We start from the raw sequence: 19,084 nt of genomic DNA, 5'->3' as shown, positions 1-19,084 counted from the left end.
CAATATGGCAAGAGTTGTTTAATGTTTTTGTTTAATAACACGCTGAAAAGTATGTTTAAAATTTGTCTTCTAAATGCTATTGTCAGCCGGCATCAGCTTTTTTTATACTCCTCGCCGCAGTTTTGTCAGGCAGCATTATTTCATGCGTGCCGAGTAAAAATTTAAATTACTTCAATGAAGCCAATTTATTGGCGGCGGATAGTTTAATACCGAATGAATATAAAGAATACCGGTTGAGGGCTGGTGATATTGTAAGTCTCGAAGTAAGATCAGTAGATCCTTCTGTCACAGAGGTTTTTAAGACACAAGGAAATCTGGCCAATATTGGCCAGTATGATAATGCTGCTGATGTAAATTTTTTATCCGGCTACAAAGTCGATGAAAATGGCGCAATAGAACTTCCGCTGCTTGGCTTTGTCAACATTATGGAAAGGACTTTGACTGAAGCCAAAAAAATAATTGAACTTGAGTTGAAGAAATATGTTTTTGAACCTTTCGTAATTATTAGGCTTGGAGGAATTAGATATACGGCAATTGGCGAATTTAATATGTCTGGCAGATACACCGTGATGCAAAATAAGCTTACGATATACGAGGCCATAGGCAATGCAGGAGATCTTACGTTTTATGCGAACAAAGCCAAGCTTGTACTAATACGACAATATAACGATGGTCAAAGAAGACATGTGGTCGATTTGACCCATCCTGACCTTCTAAGTAGCCCCTATTATTTTATTTACCCTAACGATATTCTTGTTGCTGAATCTTTCAAGGCAAAAAACTCAACTCAGAATGTCAATTTATTAGCAGTTCCAATAGCTACTTTAGTAGCATCTATTGCACTTGTACTTATCCTAATAAATAGCAACTAAATAAAACAGGAAACAAACGAATGGATTACCTGCAAGAAAACGATTTTGACATTAGAGCTTTTTTAATCCGATTTGGCAAAAGATGGAGGTGGTTTGCTTTGTCATTTCTTATTCTAATGGTTGCTTGCCTTCTATTCAATAGGTATTCCAAGCCCACATATTTAGTAAGATCAACTTTGTTCATACCCGAAGAACGCAAAACAGCAGTCAATTCGGCACTAAAAGAACAAGATCTTTTTGAACTGTCTGTAAATACCGAAAATGAAATCGAAAACCTTAGATCGTACACATTGATAAACGATGTTGTTGGGAAGCTGTCGGGTAATGTTCGGTATTATAAAGCAAGCCAGCTGGGCAGCGTAGAAATTTTCACTTCTGAAAGTCCGTTCATCTGTGAAATTATTGGAAAAATCAATATTCAGTCAAAGGAGACGGTAAGTGTTGAATTGATCAATGAGTCCAAATTTTTCTTGGAATATTTTGACTCTTCGAGCTCTCAGGAAGTTATTTTGGAAGCATCCTTTGGAGAAGAACTTGAAATACAAGGCACCTCCGTGCGATTTACTAAAACGAAAAAATTTAATGAATTAGGTCTTGCTGGTCGTTATCATATTGAATTTTGGCCTCTTGTCAACTTTACCGAAAATGTACGTGCCAGATTACGCATTAAGCCCATTAATCCCAAAGCCAGTATTCTAGAGTTGACGTTAAGCACCTCTGTTCCGGACAAGGGTATTAGGCTTTTGAATACGCTGATGGACACCTATATAAAAAGAGAGTTAGAATTAAAAAACGAAAAGGCCAATAAGACGGTCAAGTTTATCGATGAGCAGCTTGCCTCCATCGAAAAGGCTCTATTTTCGTCTGAGGAAGAATTTGAAGCATTTAGGACAAGGAATAAAATATTTAACATAAGCCAGGAGGGTGTTTCTATATTTAGTCGGCTAAAAAGCCTAGAAGAGGAAAAGGCCAAGTTGGGAATGCAGCTTGATTATTTTAACTATCTGATTGACTATCTCGCCAACCTCGAACCCGGAAGCGTAGCAAGTCCTTCGACGGCAGGAATTTCGGATGCAGGTTTAAACAATTTAGTGGTAAAACTGAATGAAACAGGAAATAGTATTATACGTGTGAGCTCAAGCGCCTCAGAAATAAACCCTCAATTAACTACGCTTGAATCTCAATATTCCTCACTCATTGATGTTATCAAGGAAAATGTACGGAACCTTAGAAACACAACAGAAATTCAATTGAATGACATTAACTCCAGGGTATTGCTTTCCGAAAAGGAATTGAATCGTTTGCCAGGGAATGAGAGGCAGTATATTAATATACAGCGAAATTTTAATGTGAATGAGGGACTTTACCTTTATCTGTTGAAGGAAAGAGCAGAAGCAGGAATTGCCAAAGCAAGCAATGAGGCATCTTCTAAGGTAGTTGATTTTGCAGTTTTACAGCGAATGACATTTCCAAATAAGAACATTAACTTTGTCATAGCTTTCATTTTAAGTTTTGTGCTGCCGTTAGTTATTTTTTCAATCCGAGATTTTATAAAAAACACAGTCCAAAGCCAGATTCAAATTGAAAAAGAAACGGGCCTCTCAGTCGTAGGTAATTTACCACACTTTAAATATTCGAATATTGACATTATCAATACATATCCAAGTACCGAACTGGCTGAGCGATTTAGAATCCTAAGATCAACCTTAAAGAGCACGGAACCTACAGGTAGAGTAAGCACGATGGTGTTGATATCTTCTACGGGTGATAATGAAGGAAAAACATTCACAGCATTTAATTTATCAAGTGTTTTTTCAGAGGCTGGGTACAAGACTCTATTATTGTGTATGGATTATAGAAAGCCTCCCGGCTTAGCTTCTTTTGTAGATTTCAAACCTTTACCGGTCTCTGAACTAACCTCAAAACATACACTAAAATATGTTAATCAATCGGCTTCAATAGGGGGAAACTTATTTGTCTATTCAGTTCGTGAGTTGCCAGCAAACCCTGGGCAATTAATGGCCAATGAAGAGTTGAGAACATTTTTAGGTGACTTGAAGAATCACTTTGAGTATATAGTTGTCGATTCTTCCCCAATTGGGCACTTTGCTGACGCCTTTGAGATAGCAAAATACGCCGACGTTTCACTTTTTGTAGTGAGGGCAAACAAAACTACCATAGAATCTCTTCGGATTCTTAAAAGCTATGTTTCTAAAGGGCTATTTAAAAATATTTCAATTGTTTTGAATGCAGGTTGGTAAGTTTTTTTAGGGTTATCGCAGAGGTTGCTACCCGAACGAGTAATTTGATTTCGTAAAGTGAGCTAGGTTTAACCTAGCTCAGAGGTAAATTGTAAGCTCCCCACTTTTAGGGCAACTCCCTAAATTAGACAATTGATTCATTTTTGTTATTGTACCGGCCGTGAATCGCTTGATGCGGCTATTCTGAGAAGGCATCCCTGGCAGGATAAACTGCCAATGGATTGGTGGTGCTCCTCGCACCACATAACGAACTTAGTTGGGGTAAATTCAGGGCCATTATCAACTAGAATCCTTTCTGGCTTGTTTCGCCATGAAACTACTTGTTCGAAAACCCTAACTACTCGCTCTTCTTGCAGAGAGGTGTCTACTTCTATAGCCAATGCCTCAAGATTGAAGTCATCAAGTAAGTTAAATACCTTGAATCTTCTGCCAGAAATTAGTGCATCGCTCATAAAGTCCATTGACCAAGTTGAATTCTGTTGATCGACGATCGGTCAATGATTGCAGCATGTCGATGAGAGGATAGTCATACCGGCAGCTTTGAAATAGTAAACTAAACCCAACAGGATAGACCAACTGACTTGCAGGCCCGACTGAGGCTGATTTTGATAGGTCTTCTGCAGATAATCAACCCTTGGGGGCTTCTCGGCGGATCTTAAAACTTTTTTCCCAGGATGTCCTTCAGCACCCTCTTGTCCAGTGCTAGGTCAGCATACATCTGCTTTAGGGGCCGGTTCTCTTCTTCAAGCTCCTTCATGCCCAAACCACTATACTTGAACTTCCAGTTGTAATCTGTGGCCTTGTAAACTCCGCGCCCCCTGGTGAGTTCATGAATGTTCTTCCCAGCGCCGAACTCCTTGAGGATGCTGAAAATTTGACTTTTGGTTAATCGCTTCTTTTAGTCTCTAACAGTTTAAAAGTAATAGATTTCTGCCTAATCTAAACAGTCCTATTTTCGACGGAGCGTACATAATAATTCTTTCAAAATCGTTGAATCACTAGTGCATCGACTGAAAAAGTTGACGGCTTCCAAAAACTGTAGAAAAAATACTTTTGAGAAATTAAATATTTTAGAGGCTAAAATGGAGTGAATTATTTAAATCCAAACTATCAATGAACTTGAGGGACTCGAAAAGGAGCCATATAATTTGGGGCTATTTGAAAGGTAAAATACCAAAAAATGAGTAGTCCTCTTAGTTTTAGAAGCAACATAGCTTGGACTCTTTTGGGTCAAGTATTCAATGTTGTTTCACAGTTTTTAATAGTGGTCATTATAGCTCGTGTTTCAGATGTTGAAGCGCTTGGACTCTACGGGATTCTCTCTGCCATAGTAGGTCCAATTCAACTTTTCATGATGTTCGATTTGGGTAAGCTTGTCGTGGCAAATGATCGTTTTGAAAATATTTTTGGAAGCTATCATATTGTTATTATTGTGTCGTGTATTTTGGTTCCAATAGTATCTATGATTGTTTGCTTTGCCATTTACCACGATGTTAGCATGCTGCCAGCTATGGCCTCCTTTTCATTATACAGGGCACTAGTGAACTATCGTGAGTTTTGCTTTTCTATATATCAAAAATTTGAGCGGCTAGATTTAATGGCTATGTCAACTATTTATTTGTCGGTAGGGACGATAATAATATTTGGTTTAAGCTATTTTTTCTTCCAAAACATAGCTATAAGCTTCTTTAGCATATCATCATATTTTTTAATTGGGTTTATTCTATTCGAGTTGCCGAAACTAAAGAAGTTTCTCCTGAGTGAAAGTAAACTCCTTCATTTTGAAGGGAGCCAAGTTTTAGAAGTGTTGCAAAAAGGTCTAAAACTTGGAGCCACAGCTTTCATTAATGGCATTAAATCGAATGCCCCTCGATATATAATAGAATTTGCTATTCAAAATAGGTCTCTTTTGGGAGTATATACTGGCTTTCTTCAGTTTAGCAACACCCTAAATACGTTAAATCAAGCAATGTCAAAATCATCAATAGGACGATTGTCGAATCTCCATGTCGTTGATCTCGTCAAGTTCAAGAGGTTCCTAAATAAGATGATAATTTCCGTCATTTTAATTGGGATGGCTGTTACACTTATTGTAGTACTATTTGGTGTATTTATTACGCGATTGAGCTTTGATAACCCAGAATTTTCCGAAAATAACTCGATATTTGTTTTAATTATTTTAGCTCGGGCGATAGCCATGCCTATAGTATATCTTCGAAATGCGCAGACAATATTAGGGATATATAGTTCGCAGTTGTTTTACATTTTATCTAGCATGGTCTTTTTTGTAATTCTATGCTACATGCTTATACCAATATTTGATCATTTGGGTGTTCTTTACGCCTTAGCAATAAGCGAATTTATGGTTCTTGTGCTGTCATATGTAAGTGTCAGAAGGGAACTAACGAACAACTAAATCAATTCAAAAGTGTACTTAATTATTTCCCAAGTGTTGGTTTGTCTTGAGTTACTTTTTCTATTGACAATCAGTAGATATTACAGCTCTAAGTCGCACATCTTTTTGACATATCTCGTTTTTTTTTACTACGGTGCCTCCCCAATTCTCGATAACTTACTTTTCGGGGTCACCGAGCTTGACTTTGGAAACATAGGAATCTTAGTTGAGCTGGATACACCAACATCCCTCGCTGCTCAGGTATTGTATTTTTTGCTTCTATTGACGCTGTTCCTTGCCTATTTTTTTACTCACAAGTCAAGAGAAAGCAAATTTAAAAATGATATCAAAATTACATTACGTAATAGAGATTTGCTTACAACAATTGTGCTGGCATTTTCATTCTTCTTTATATATATCACTTTAATTCATTTGGACCTAAATAGATCTCAGAAAAATGATATCTACAATAACAGTCCATTGTTGACTTGGACATTTTTGCTAGGGGAATATTTTTGGGTGTATGTTTATTGCACCGAAGGGTTAAGAACACGATTATCTATTTTTTTTACCATTGTAACATTTATTTTTATCGTATTTATTTTCAACAGGCAGCCACTGGTGTTATTCCTTTTAACATTATTCATGAATCTAAGAATAAACTTGCGGCTCATATTTCTGATACCCCTTGGGGTTATATTTTATTTTGTTTTAGGTTACTGGAAGTATTTTTACGCTATCGTAATTTATGGGCAAGGCTGGAGTTATTTTATAGACTATATTTCTTTCAGGCAGGTATATCTATCAAGACTAGATCCTATAGCATCCTATTCGTTGCTTTACGATTTTATTGGAAACGGGAGTATATATGGAGAGTATGTTTTTAGTTACGTAACCAACACATTTATTCAATTTTTGAATGTTTTTACGAATTATTTCCCAAACTATTTAACGTTAGGTCAGTATTCAAAGCTCTATTATGCAGATAATCGGGTAGGGTTGGCATTTTCATTTATTATCGAATCTATCCTTAACTTTTGGTTCTTTGGTCCAATTGTAGCCGCTTTATTCATTTACTATATTCAAAGAAAAGTTGAGAGTTATTCAAATAAGCACGGGGCATACTTAGAGATTTTGTCTGTGATTTCGATAGTGGTATTGGTGAGAACCGAGCTGGCTGTTTTTTTAAAGATAAATGTACTTCCAATGGTTTTGGTGTTTTTCGTAATGAACAAGTATTTTACATCTAGAAGTTTCGTAAATGTTGAAGCAAAGTAGGCTAATTTTTATTGTTGGGTACGGAAGATCTGGCTCCACAATTCTAGATCTACTTTTAGGAAATAGCAAAAAAGTTGCTGCCTTAGGCGAGGTCGCATATTTAACTGATGCTGTTTGGACATCAAATCATTATTGCTCTTGTGGAAAAAGTGCGAGCGAATGTGAATATTGGTCTGCCTTTAAGACTAAATGGGAATTAAATTCTGAAATTACTATAGAAAGTTTCTTGGCTTTAGAAAAGCGGTACAGCAGGCTTTCCGGGGTAACTCGATTATTTTTTGATAAGTCAATTGATTCTAAATCCTTTAATACTTATAGGAAAACAGTATCCAATTTGTATAATATACTTTTAGAATTGAATGATGGCTCAATAGCAATTGATGCATCAAAATTACCGTTTCGACTCCTAATTTTAAGAGTGCTTGGTTTTAGGCCGTTCGTCATACATTTGGTTAGAGACGGAAGAGCAGTATTAGGGTCTCTTAAAAAGGGCCATAGAGCCAATTTGGAAAAAGGGGTTCAAAAGGCATTAAAGCCAAAACCTACAATCCGTGTGGCTTTGGGTTGGGGTTTGGCAAACGTTTTTTCTGAATTATTTTCTTTTGGCCTAAATAGAATATTACTTAGATATGAAGATTTAGTTACCGATCCAATTTTTTCTTTAAAACGAATAGAGAGTGGGGCTGAAATAGAACTGCATGAATCTAAGGAAATCATAGTAAAGAATCTTCCATTTATAAAAAGGCACACTATAACAGGGAATAGATTACGGATGAGTAATGAAATTAGAATGGTGAAAATCCCAGATGAATCTTGGAAAAAGAGTTTGGCTGTCAAAGACGCAAAGCTATTCTACATATTAACAATGTTGCTTTTGAAAAGGTATAATTATTTGAAATAATGTGTGGCATCTATGGAACCACTGTAAGATATAGTGATGATTTATTAAGGAGCAAACTTAATAGAACTGCTTTTCGCGGGCCGGATTTCCAAAGTTTATTTTTTTCTCGGGAACAAGATGCCTATTTAGCACTGGGGCACAACAGGTTGTCGATTGTTGATTTAGACACACGCTCAAATCAGCCATTTAGCTACCAGGGTAAGGTTACAATTGCTTTTAATGGCGAGATATACAATTTTCTTGATGTCCGAAAAGAGTTAGAAACGCTTGGCTTCACTTTTACAACATCCTCAGATACTGAAGTAATTTGCGTGTCGTATTTAGCCTGGGGCCACCAATGTCTTGCTAAGTTGAATGGGATGTTTGCTTTTGTGATCTATGATCATCGTACAGAATTACTTTTTGGAGCAAGGGATAGGTTAGGTAAAAAACCGTTCTATTATCACTTATCAAATGAAGGATTTGAGTTTGCCAGCCAGCTCTCTTCAATTCAATTGGGGAATGATCATCTGTCAATTTCTAGTAAAAGTATTACCCGTTTTTTGTCCTGGGGAAATATTCCTGATCCTGATTCAATTTTTAATGAAATAAAAAAATTGAGACCAGGACACTATTTTACTTATGATCTTCAAAAACGACAATTTGCGATTGATAGGTATTGGGATATAAGCACAGTGGTAGCTAATTCTTTTAAGGGGTCGTACAGCGAGGCAGTTGATGAGGTTGAAAACATCATAAAAGATGCAGTGAAAATTAGATTGTTCGCCGACGTTCCACTTGGAATTTATTTGTCGGGAGGGATTGATTCTTCTTTGGTTTCGGCACTTGCGGCGGAAAGTTTAGGTAATCATTTGAAGACATTTTCTATTAGTTTTAATGAAAGTAAGTTTGATGAAAGCCAATATGCTCGAACTGTTGCTCAACATATAGGGTCTGACCACCATACGATAGATTGCTCTGTAAACGAGGCATTGGGTTTGATTGACAACTTTTCTTACTATTTTGATGAACCTTTTGCCGATGCTTCCGCCTTGCCATCCATGCTTCTTGCGAAAAAAACCAAAGACCATGTAACGGTTGCTTTGTCTGGAGACGGCGGTGATGAGGGTTTTTTAGGGTACAAAAGATATGATTGGATTAATAGGGCCAATTTACTTTATAGACTACCACCGAAAGCAAGAATGTTTTTGGGAAGTATTTTACAGCAAATACCAAATTACAAGGCGAATATTATTGGTGGGGGTATATTTCAGGATTCTATTGAAGATTTATATCTTTATTCGCTAACGGGATTTGACAGGGAATGGATTGATGTCCAAAGTTTTGATTTGGGAATAGAAGAAGTAAAGTGGTTGAAGGGAAGTGGTAATTTATTGCAGCGAATGGGTGATTTTGACTTAGTGTCCTACTTGAATTGGGATATTAATACCAAAGTTGATCGATCTTCAATGGCATTCTCACTAGAAACAAGAGCCCCATTATTGGACTATCGAGTCATTGAAGCTGCCAGGTCGCTTCCAGTTAAATATAAGTTCCATGTAGGAACCCAAAAGATGATTCTGAAGGATATTCTATACAAATATGTGCCGAGGAAAATGTTTGATAGACCAAAATCTGGATTTAGCGTGCCATTGCGACAATGGTTCCAAAAAGAGTTGAAGGAATATGTATTGGATAATCTTGCTTTGGATGATTTGAAAAAAATCCCTGGTATAATACCGGAAAAGGTTCAAATCCTGATTCATCAACATATGAGTGGCAAAAGAAACCGGTACCCTGAAATATGGAAGTTGCTAGTTCTAAAACAGTGGTTGGAAAATAACGGGTCAAAGTTTGCTGTCGTGTAGATTTTTGAAATACTGACTAGGCAGACATTAACTTTAAATTCACAGTTTATTTCTTTTTTGGTTCTGTCTAGATGAAAACCATTGGTTCAGATCAGCCGTCAGCGTTTTTGATTGTGCCTGGAGAGCAACTTAATGGGGCGGAACGAGTTGTTTTCTACACTGCTCAGGAACTTTTGAGAAGAGGGTTTGCCGTTGATATTTTAATTTGGCGCATTAATCGTAATATTACTGGTCAGTGGGATGAGTTGTCAAGCCAAGCCACGATCGTTAAGATCAGTAAGTCATATTATTTTTTCGGGTTGCTTTCTGTGGTTTGGACCATTTATCGACGACTTGGGAATCGGCATTACACGCTTTCGTTTTCTTCAAATATTATTCTTAATTCTTTGTTAGGCACTCTAAAGAAGCGTGGACTCCTAAAAACTACGAGATTAATTGTGCGGGAACCGTCTTCTCCGATTCTTAGGTATAGTAATATTTCTTTGAAAAGGTTGAAATATCTATTTTTTTATTGGCTGGGCTACCCTTTTGTAGACTGCATTATTTTTCAAACGAACCTGATGTCAGATACTTTCAAATCGAACTTAAAGTACCTTGGTCATAAACAGACAAAAGTGTTGAGTAATCCTTTTGATCTCCATGGAATAATGACAAAAAAGAATCAGTGCGAGTTGAAATTAGGTCCATTTGTTATCGCTTCTGGCCGATTAATTAAAGAAAAAGGGTTTTTCAATTTAATAGAGGCGTACTCAAAACTCTCTAAGAACTATATCAAGAAATATTCACTTGTGATTCTTGGAGAAGGCCCTTTGGAAAAAGAATTGAAAAAGTATGCCGTAGACTTGGGTTTAGAAAATCGAGTTTTATTTCCAGGGTATGTGTTAAACCCATATGTATATTATTGTCAGGCTTCATTGTGTGTTGTATCGTCAATAAGAGAGGGGTTCCCGAATATTCTGCTTGAAATGATGTCAGTAAATAGCAATGTTGTTTCAACTTTATGTGCGGGAGGAATCGATGAAATTCCTAACATTTACAAATGTGATCCTGATAGTGCTGAAAAACTAAATGAGGCAATTACGAATGCGTTAGATAAACCTCTAATGGAAAGCCATTTAAATTATTTGGCTAAACATACCATAGAAGCCTTTGTCAATGAAATCGTATAGTCTTTGGTTTCAGAAAATAGCTTGATCAAAGACATTAAAATAGATTTATGAAAGAACGCAAATCGATATTTTTGGTGGTTAATGTAGATTGGTTTTTTCTTTCTCATAGACTTTCACTTGCTAACTTTTTGCGTAAAGAGGGGTACAATGTTGCCGTGTTATGCAATGACACAGGTAAAATGGAAATAATAAGAAATCAAGGATTCGAGTGTTTCAACATAAACTTTGGAAGAGGTATTAATGGTGGCTTTTCGGAAATTTATTCGTTCATTCAACTCATTTGGCACTTTATTACCAAGCGACCATCAATCGTTCATAACTTCGGGCTTAAGGTAATTACAATAAGCAGCCTAGCAGCCAGAATTACCAAAGTGCCAAAAGTAATAAATACTTTTACAGGTCTGGGTATGCAATTTATGCATCCTGGAGATAACTTTACAAAGAGGATTTTGAGATTTAGTTTGAAACATGATTTGAAGGATTCAAACATCGTCTTACAATTCCAAAATAACGACGACCTCGCTGAAATAAAACTTTTGCTGGGGAAGGAAGGACGTTCTGATAAATTTGTTTGTATTGACGGGAGCGGAATCGACTTAAATATTTATAAGTTTCATGCGTTACCATCTAATCCAGTACCTCGCTTTCTATTTGCATCAAGATTGTTGAAATCGAAGGGGACATTATTATTTCTAGAAGCCGCAAAATCAATTCTTTCAGAAAATATTAAGGCTGAGTTCGTCGTATTTGGTGATATCGATAAGGAGAATAGTGACTCTGTTGAGGAAAGTGACCTACTTAAGTTTAAAGACATCTCTGGATTAAAGATTTTGGGACACACCAACCAACTAATGAATGAAATTATCAGTTCACACATTGTTGTATTGCCATCCAAATACCGTGAAGGTATACCGAAGGTCTTAATTGAAGCGTGTGCAATCGGTCGGCCAATAATTACAACAAACTCATTTGGTTGCCGGGAAGCCGTAAATAATGATTTGAATGGGGTTTTACTTAACAATTGCGAAGTAGAAGATCTTGTAAACGCAATGAGGCTAATGATTCAGAATATAGGGACTCTTCCGGAAATGGGAAAGGAATCACATTTATTAGCGGAGAACAGATTTGATGAACGAATTATTTTTAAAAAAACAGTTGAAATGTATCAATAATGACTAAGGTATTAATTTCTGGTGCATCTGGATTTGTTGGCTCGAACTTGAAAGTTCAGTTGCAAGATGTCAAAATTAGCACTCTAGGACGGTCTGAAAATGATAATTTTTCCTGGGAAAATCTAAACAGTGAATCTCTCGATGGAACAGATGTAATAATTCACCTGGCTGGTTTGGCTCACGACACCAATAACTCTTTATTTAATTCAAAAGACTATTATTCAGTAAATGTTGAATTGACGCGCACCTTATATGACGCTTTTACCTTATCAAAGGCGAAAGTATTTATTTTTACGAGCACTATTAAAGCCGAGGGAGTTAGTGCCAATGAATTAACAATTAATGGGCATGAACGTGTATTTAATGGTGGATATGCACTTTCTAAACGACTTGCGGAAGAATATATACTTTCGAATCTTCCTCAAGATAAAAAAGTGTATATCCTTAGACCCTGCATGATACATGGATCGAATAATAAAGGAAATCTAAACTTGCTTTTTCAATATATAAGAAAGGGCTTTCCTTTTCCTTTAGGGTCATTTGAAAACAGGAGATCATTTTTGTTCGTCGACAACCTTTCCTTTGTAGTCCAAAAGTTGCTAGAAGGGAATATTCCGTCTGGTCGCTATAACATAGCTGACGACGGGGAATTAAGCACTATTGAGGTTGTAAAGTTGATCGATTTAGTCTTGGAAAAAAATACAAATATTTGGAATATCCCAAAATCACTAATTTTGGTGCTTGCGAAATTCGGTGACCTTTTGAAACTATCTCAATTTAATTCAAATATTTTATTCAAACTTACGAGTGATCAACAGGTTGACAATAGTAAAATAATGCAACTACTTTCAATAGAGAAGTTACCCATAAGCATTCGTGAAGGAATAATTAGGACGATAAAAAGTTTTTAGATTGAATTATATTGCATTAGCATTTCTACTGGTTTTGCTGCTACTGATTTATTTTAGAGTAGCAGTAAAGGTTAAAATATTTGACACACCAAATTTAAGGAGTTCGCACGGCCAACTAACAATAAGAGGAGGGGGCATTGTTTTCCCACTATCTATAATCGTTTGGTTTTTTTGGGAGAATAACGTCTACCTATTATTTACTTCAGGTTTGGTATTAATTTCAGTTGTGAGTTTTATTGACGATATACATTCGATATCTGCAGCCAAAAGGTTAGTTTTTCAAATTTTGGCAGCTTTTCTGCTTCTCTATCAGATTCCCTATTTCGAGTCCAATATCTTGGTAGGCGCTTTAGCACTCATTGTTTGTGTCGGATGGATTAATTCGTTTAATTTTATGGACGGGATCAACGGAATTACTGCTCTCTATTCTTTGGTCTCATTGTCTACTTTTTATTTTTTGAACTCTACGTATCTAATTATCGAACCTGATTTTATTGAGTTTGTTATAATTTCGGGCCTAGTATTTTCTTATTTTAATGTAAGGAAAACGGCCTCAACCTTTGCCGGCGATATAGGAAGTGTTAGCATGGCGTTTATACTCACTTTTCTATTGTTGAGCTTTGTTATGGCAACCAATAACTGGTATTATATATTATTCTTTCTTGTGTACGGCATTGATGCAGGTGTTACCGTTTGCGAGCGCTTACTTAGAGGTGAAAATATTTTTAAACCTCACAGAACCCACCTATACCAATATTTGGCAAACGAAAAAGGAATTCCTCACATTCGAGTTGCACTGATTTACGCTGGCACTCAACTAATCACTAACGTTTTGCTAGTTTTTTTCTTCCCTGCAGAAAGGGAGTATAGTCTACTGGTAATAGCAGGAATTATTTTCTTGGCGGTATGTTTATATCTGCTTCTTAAAAGGAGAACTATTTTAAGTCTATCATGATTGCCAAGACAATCTTCCATGAAAAGACTAACACTAACGGTTGATCATATTCAGTCTTCAAAAATTTTGCCCTTTGTGGTTTTCATTATCTAATTTGCACAACTTTTGCCCGACTATATGATGGATTGGTTTCAAAATATGTACGCTTAATTAAGAATTTATAGTGGAGGAACGTATAGAAAAATCAGGGTTAAATGACAACAGAAGCTTTATTATTCTAAACAAGTCGAGGATTAAATTTCTCATTGATGCCTTGATATGGGGATCTTTGACCTTTTTTGGCTTTTTGCTTAGGGTTGAGTTTAGATTGTTGGACTACATAGAAGGTATAGTGGTGGCAACTTGTTGCCTTATAGTCGTGAAGTGTTTTACAATTTGGCATTTTAAACTTCACAGGCAGTCATGGCAAAATGTAGGACTTTCTGATTTCTATTCACTTATAAAGGCCGATGTTACGGTCGTTGTTTTTTCTGTCGTTCTGACATTTATTTTACGGCCTAAGGTCGTAATCCCATACTCGGTTCCGTTTATCGAGGGGGCCTTAATGCTCCTAGTCCTCGGCGGGGTTAGGGTACTTTTTCGCTACTATTTTAAGAATTTTTTTTATATCAGGAATCTTCCAAGAAGAAAGAGGGTGCTGATTGCAGGGGCAGGAGAAGTGGGGACTATGGTGGCAAGAGAAATGCTTCGTAACCCAAAGGAGGGTTTTCTTCCCGTTGCGTTTTTGGACGACGATAGCACTAAACACAGGCAAAGGTTTCTTGGTGTACCCGTATTGGGCAAAATGGAAGATATGGCCGATATTATCGACGAGGAGGGTATTGATGAACTCATTATAGCCATGCCTAATGCTGCCGGAGATACAATACGAAAAATTGTTGAGTATGCTCAATTGGCAAACATACCACACAGAACGATCCCCAGATTAAATGACCTCATAAGTGGAAAAGTAAATATTAACTTTCTCAGGAATGTCGAACTAGAGGATTTGTTGAGAAGAGAGCCTGTGCAGCTTGATACCACCCAAATATCTGCCTACCTAAAGCGAAAGCGAGTCATGGTTACAGGCGCTGGTGGATCTATCGGCTCTGAGATTGTTCGCCAGCTAACAAGGTTTGACCCTGAAACCATCATAATGGTTGGAAGAGGTGAAAGTAGCTTGCATCTGATAAGTATTGAGTTGAGGGATAAAACCGGATTTCAAAAATTTGACATTAGAATTGCCGATGTGCGAGACAGGGATACACTGGAAAAGTTGTTTGAACAATATAAGCCAGAGGTGATTTTTCACGCAGCGGCTCATAAACATGTCCCATTTATGGAAGACAACCCGGCTCAATCTGTCTTCAACAACGTTATCGGAACCAAGAATCTGACGGAACTTGCACTCAAATATAATGTTAAACACTTTGTCAATATTTCGACAGATAAGGCTGTAAATCCAACCTCAGTTATGGGAGCGTCAAAAAGGGTGAGTGAGCATCTTGTTTCACTGGCGTCTTCAAAGGCCGAAAAGGAGCAATATTTTGTATCTGTCAGGTTTGGAAATGTGCTTGGAAGCAGGGGAAGTGTGATCCCGATTTTTAAGGAGCAAATAAAAAACGGAGGGCCTATTACTATCACTCACCCCGAAATGGTAAGATACTTTATGACTATACCCGAAGCCAGCCAGCTAGTTTTGCAGGCGGGCGCAATGAATAAGAATGGATCACTATTTATTTTGGACATGGGCAAGCCAGTGAAAATTTTGGATATGGCGAGAGACTTGATATCACTTTCTGGCTTAATTCCTGATCAAGATATAAAAATTGTATTTTCAGGAGTTAGACCCGGGGAAAAGATGTTTGAGGAATTGCTTACATCGCAGGAAACACTTGAAGCTACAGTGCATGGAAAAATATTTTCGGCTAAGAAAAATGTTCACCCTAATGGCATCGAATCCATGGTTTCGATGCTTGAAAAAGTTGCACAAACTGGAGATATCGTCAAAATAAAAAAAGCGTATAAAGAAATAATCCCTTCGTATACACCCTAATGCTCTAACAGACGGCCGCTCGGCTTTCTTGGTTGCCATTCAGTTTTTGAGAGCTTGTTGCTTTAAAATTTCCATGATTCTTTTAACCTACGCTTTTTTAGGCCGTGAAAAGCCTGTAGTTCCTTGCTATCAGGTGGGTTTTTTGTTTTGCCAATTTGCTTTACAAAATATAAGCATATACTTTTGTAAGTATATGAGCAAAGAATACATAGGCGAGTTCGAGGAGCTGATTCTCACACTCGTTGCTGCTTTGAAAGACGATGCTTACGGAGCGGCTATCACAGAAGAGATAGAATCGAAGCTAAGCCGGGAAGTCAACCTGAGTGCAGTGCATGTCACACTTTACAGGCTGGAGGACAAAGGCTTTATTAAATCGGAGCTTGGCGGTGGCACCAACATGCGAGGCGGCCGCAAAAAGAGAATTTTCACCATCACCAGCGCCGGCATGGCTATGCTGAAGAACATCAAGGACAGCAGGCTGAGGCTTTGGAACATGGTACCCGAACTCAAAATAGCAGCAGAGTGAAAGGAGAGGATCAGGTAATCCCTCGCTGGGTCGGCAGATTTCTTCAACTGATCTGCCCGGAGCATCTCCTTGAAGAGATAGAAGGAGATCTTATTTACCGTTACAACAAAGACTTACTCAAACACAACAACAGTAAAGCTAAGAGAAGACTGGTTTGGAATGCTATTCGTTTTTTCCGGCCGGGCATCTTAATGCGCAACAATTTCACAAAAGGACTAAACTATCAAATCATGCTCAAGTATCATTTACTCGTGGCCTGGAGGGTATTGTTAAAAAACAAGCTCTTCAGCTTTACCAACGTGTCGGGATTGGCCATTGGCTTTGCCTGTTGCACACTTATTGCTCTTTATGTGATGGACGAACTGTCGTACGATCTCTATCACAGCAAAGCTAACCAAATCTATCGGGTGTTGCATTACTACGACAACTCGAAAGACACCACCCAATTCTCAAAGGATCCGAAGGATTATCAGGTATGGGGAAATGCCCCTGTTGGCCCGGCATTGCAGGCCGATTTTCCCGAGGTAGAAAAGGTTGTGCGTTTTTCCGGGCGTATCAACACGCTGATAAGGCGGGGCGACAAGGTGTTCAACGAAGAAAATATCTTTCTGGTCGACTCCACTGTTTTCGACGTTTTCGGTTGGGAGTTTGCGACTGGCAGCCCTGAAAAAGCCCTTGAAAGCCCCAACAGTATTGTCATTACTGAGTCCACCGCTAGAAAGTACTTTGGAGATGAAAACGCTATTGGGGAAACACTTACTGTTGACGCTGCAGCTGGCAGAATCAACGACACTGGTAGCTATATGGTGACAGGAGTGCTAAAAGACATTCCTGCCAACTCGCATTTCACCTTCGATGTGCTGCTACCGATGAGTCAGTTTAAGAAGTCCCGGCCGGGGGTATTCCCTCAGTGGGGCTATGTCGACTTCTATACCTATTTTTTAGTGCCTCGAGGATATGAAATCAGCCGATTGCAGGCAAAAATGGAAGGCTTTTCCAGGCGACATGTGCCAGATTTCCGCTATCATGTCATGCTCGAACCACTCACCGATGCATATCTCCACTCTGACGCCAAGCGGCAGCCAGGAGTGACAGGCAACCTCTCTAATCTTTACATCTTTTCTGCCATCGCCGTTTTTATTCTTTTTATCGCCTGTATTAATTTTATGAACCTTAGCACTGCCCGGTCGCTGACACGAGCCAAGGAAGTGGGTGTGCGCAAGGTGGCTGGTGCACGGCAAACGGTGCTGAGAACACAGTTTCTCACCGAAGCGGTATTGCTTTCTGTTATGGCGGGTTTTCTAGCGCTTTTGATCACCATGCTGTTGTTGCCTTCTTTTCGGGAGCTTACTGGCAAGCAAATAAGCTACGAGGCTGTGCTGGCCCCGCAAATTTTGCTGTCTTTGTTTGCCATCACCATAGTATCCGGGCTTTTTGCTGGAGTTTATCCTGCCCTGGTGCTTTCAAGCTTTCACCCTTCTCAGGTATTGAAGGGCATCTTCAAAGCGTCGTTTCAGGGTGCAATGATCAGAAAAGGGCTTGTTGTCTTTCAATTCACGTTATCCATCGCCCTGATTGCCGGCACGGGCATTGTTTTTTCTCAACTCAACCACCTGAGAACAGTTGACCTGGGTTTTGAACAAGATCAAATGCTGGTGATTAACTACGGATACGACGGAAAAGTGGAAGAACAAATTGACATGATCAAAAATGAGTTTGAGCAGCACCCGGCTGTGTTGTCGGCAGCCGCTTCCCGAACAGTCCCAGGGGGTTATTTTCCCAAAGCTGGCACAAATGTCGAAAGCTCCACGGGCGAAATGGAGCATCAGGCACCCGATATCTACGAAATCGATTATGATTTCATTGAGCACTTTGGTATAGAGCTAGTAGCAGGCCGGAGCTACTCGAGAGACTTTCCCGCCGATACGGCCAGGTCGCTGGTGATCAACGAAGCTGCAGCCCGTCTGTGGGGCTACCCGGATCCGGAAGAGGCCATTGGAAAAAAGTTTGAGCAATGGGGAAGAGAGGGGAGAATAATTGGCGTGGTGAAAGACTTCAACTATATCTCGCTACACAACAGGATAGAGCCGCTGACCCTCCGGTTGGAGCCAAAATACAGCACGAGCTTCCTCACGCTAAAACTGAAGCCTGAGAACTTGCCGGCAACAGTGAAGGAACTGGAAGAAAAATGGACTACCCTTGCCCCTCACCGGCCTTTCCTGTATAGTTTCCTGGACGATTCATTTAACAGACAATATCAGGCCGACCTTCGGTTTGGCAAAGTGTTCGGCGTTTTTGCTATCCTCGCAATATTTATAGCCTGCCTCGGGTTGTTTGGCCTGGCAGCATGGACAGCTGAACGGAGAATCAAAGAGATTGGTATTCGACGAGTGCTTGGTGCCTCCTTCAGCCAAATCATTTCTCTCCTGTCTGCTGATTTTATGAAGCTGGTGCTGGTTTCAATACTTATCGCTACACCACTTGGCTGGTATGTGATGAGTCGCTGGTTGGAAAGCTTTGCCTATCAGGTCGACATGCAGTGGTGGATATTTGCTTTTGCTGGTCTGATGGCGGCTGCTATCGCATTGGTGACTGTTAGCTTCCAATCGGTAAAAGCCGCTTCTATGAACCCTGCCAGGTCGTTGAGGAGTGAATAGGTTTTGAATAAGTAATAAACAAAGAAGGGCTGAGATGGCCCTTTCTTTGTTCTCGACCTCTTTTCCAGGCTTGCTACGACGGCGAGGGGGGTTATACAGTGATGT

Annotated in this window: 14 protein-coding genes and 1 pseudogene; 13 read left to right on the top strand and 2 right to left on the bottom strand. The window is 38.8% G+C overall.

Annotation, left to right across the window (positions count from 1 at the left end; translation table 11 throughout):
• Positions 1 to 122: 122 nt before the first annotated feature.
• The gene (locus tag RT717_RS24695; protein ID WP_317489004.1) at positions 123 to 872 is read left to right on the top strand and encodes a polysaccharide biosynthesis/export family protein; all 750 of its coding nucleotides are present in this window, start codon (positions 123 to 125) and stop codon (positions 870 to 872) included.
• Between the two features lie 20 nt (positions 873 to 892).
• Positions 893 to 3,133 (top strand): GumC family protein, encoded by a 2,241-nt coding sequence (locus RT717_RS24690; RefSeq protein WP_317489003.1) that lies wholly within the window; start codon positions 893 to 895, stop codon positions 3,131 to 3,133.
• A gap of 146 nt (positions 3,134 to 3,279) precedes the next feature.
• Here RT717_RS24690 and RT717_RS24685 read toward each other — a convergent pair whose 3' ends face one another.
• Together RT717_RS24685 and RT717_RS28575 are read right to left on the bottom strand one after the other, a co-directional pair.
• Complete coding sequence (locus tag RT717_RS24685; protein WP_317492382.1) at positions 3,280 to 3,624, bottom strand: DDE-type integrase/transposase/recombinase; 345 nt, start codon at positions 3,622 to 3,624, stop codon at positions 3,280 to 3,282.
• A 164-nt stretch (positions 3,625 to 3,788) separates the two neighbouring features.
• Positions 3,789 to 4,019: pseudogene (locus tag RT717_RS28575) on the bottom strand (transposase); the annotation flags it as partial.
• Between the two features lie 294 nt (positions 4,020 to 4,313).
• Between RT717_RS28575 and RT717_RS24680 the strand changes: the two are divergent.
• The 11 genes from RT717_RS24680 to RT717_RS24630 all read left to right on the top strand — a co-directional run bounded on the left by RT717_RS24680 (position 4,314) and on the right by RT717_RS24630 (position 18,979).
• Positions 4,314 to 5,549, top strand: coding sequence for an oligosaccharide flippase family protein (locus RT717_RS24680; RefSeq protein ID WP_317489002.1), 1,236 nt, complete (start codon positions 4,314 to 4,316; stop codon positions 5,547 to 5,549).
• Between the two features lie 624 nt (positions 5,550 to 6,173).
• Entirely contained in the window at positions 6,174 to 6,806 is a 633-nt protein-coding gene (locus RT717_RS24675; protein WP_317489001.1) for a hypothetical protein, read from the top strand.
• Positions 6,790 to 7,707, top strand: a complete 918-nt coding sequence (locus RT717_RS24670; RefSeq protein ID WP_317489000.1) for a sulfotransferase — start codon at positions 6,790 to 6,792, stop codon at positions 7,705 to 7,707. Before RT717_RS24675 ends, RT717_RS24670 begins: the two co-directional genes overlap by 17 nt.
• Positions 7,707 to 9,554 carry an asparagine synthase (glutamine-hydrolyzing) gene (gene asnB / locus RT717_RS24665; protein WP_317488999.1) on the top strand — a complete coding sequence of 616 codons (1,848 nt, stop codon included), beginning with the start codon at positions 7,707 to 7,709 and terminating at the stop codon, positions 9,552 to 9,554. Before RT717_RS24670 ends, asnB begins: the two co-directional genes overlap by 1 nt.
• A gap of 71 nt (positions 9,555 to 9,625) precedes the next feature.
• A complete protein-coding gene (locus tag RT717_RS24660; protein WP_317488998.1) occupies positions 9,626 to 10,723 on the top strand; it encodes a glycosyltransferase in 1,098 nt (365 codons plus the stop codon).
• A gap of 47 nt (positions 10,724 to 10,770) precedes the next feature.
• On the top strand, positions 10,771 to 11,895 hold the full coding sequence (locus tag RT717_RS24655; RefSeq protein ID WP_317488997.1) for a glycosyltransferase family 4 protein: 1,125 nt from the start codon (positions 10,771 to 10,773) through the stop codon (positions 11,893 to 11,895).
• The gene (locus RT717_RS24650) at positions 11,895 to 12,806 is read left to right on the top strand and encodes an NAD-dependent epimerase/dehydratase family protein (RefSeq protein WP_317488996.1); all 912 of its coding nucleotides are present in this window, start codon (positions 11,895 to 11,897) and stop codon (positions 12,804 to 12,806) included. Before RT717_RS24655 ends, RT717_RS24650 begins: the two co-directional genes overlap by 1 nt.
• Before the next feature lies 1 nt (position 12,807).
• Entirely contained in the window at positions 12,808 to 13,761 is a 954-nt protein-coding gene (locus RT717_RS24645; RefSeq protein WP_317488995.1) for an MraY family glycosyltransferase, read from the top strand.
• A gap of 163 nt (positions 13,762 to 13,924) precedes the next feature.
• Positions 13,925 to 15,796 (top strand): polysaccharide biosynthesis protein, encoded by a 1,872-nt coding sequence (locus RT717_RS24640; protein ID WP_317488994.1) that lies wholly within the window; start codon positions 13,925 to 13,927, stop codon positions 15,794 to 15,796.
• 193 nt (positions 15,797 to 15,989) lie between these two features.
• Positions 15,990 to 16,322: a PadR family transcriptional regulator gene (locus RT717_RS24635; RefSeq protein WP_317488993.1), complete on the top strand. Its 333-nt coding sequence runs from the start codon at positions 15,990 to 15,992 to the stop codon at positions 16,320 to 16,322.
• Positions 16,319 to 18,979, top strand: a complete 2,661-nt coding sequence (locus RT717_RS24630; protein ID WP_317488992.1) for an ABC transporter permease — start codon at positions 16,319 to 16,321, stop codon at positions 18,977 to 18,979. Before RT717_RS24635 ends, RT717_RS24630 begins: the two co-directional genes overlap by 4 nt.
• Positions 18,980 to 19,084 lie beyond the last annotated feature (105 nt).

The sequence above is a fragment of the Imperialibacter roseus genome (genome assembly GCF_032999765.1).
In the GTDB taxonomy this organism is placed as follows: domain Bacteria; phylum Bacteroidota; class Bacteroidia; order Cytophagales; family Cyclobacteriaceae; genus Imperialibacter; species Imperialibacter roseus.
The sequence above is the reverse complement of the archived record's forward strand: the minus strand, read 5'-3'. Positions and strand labels throughout refer to the sequence as shown.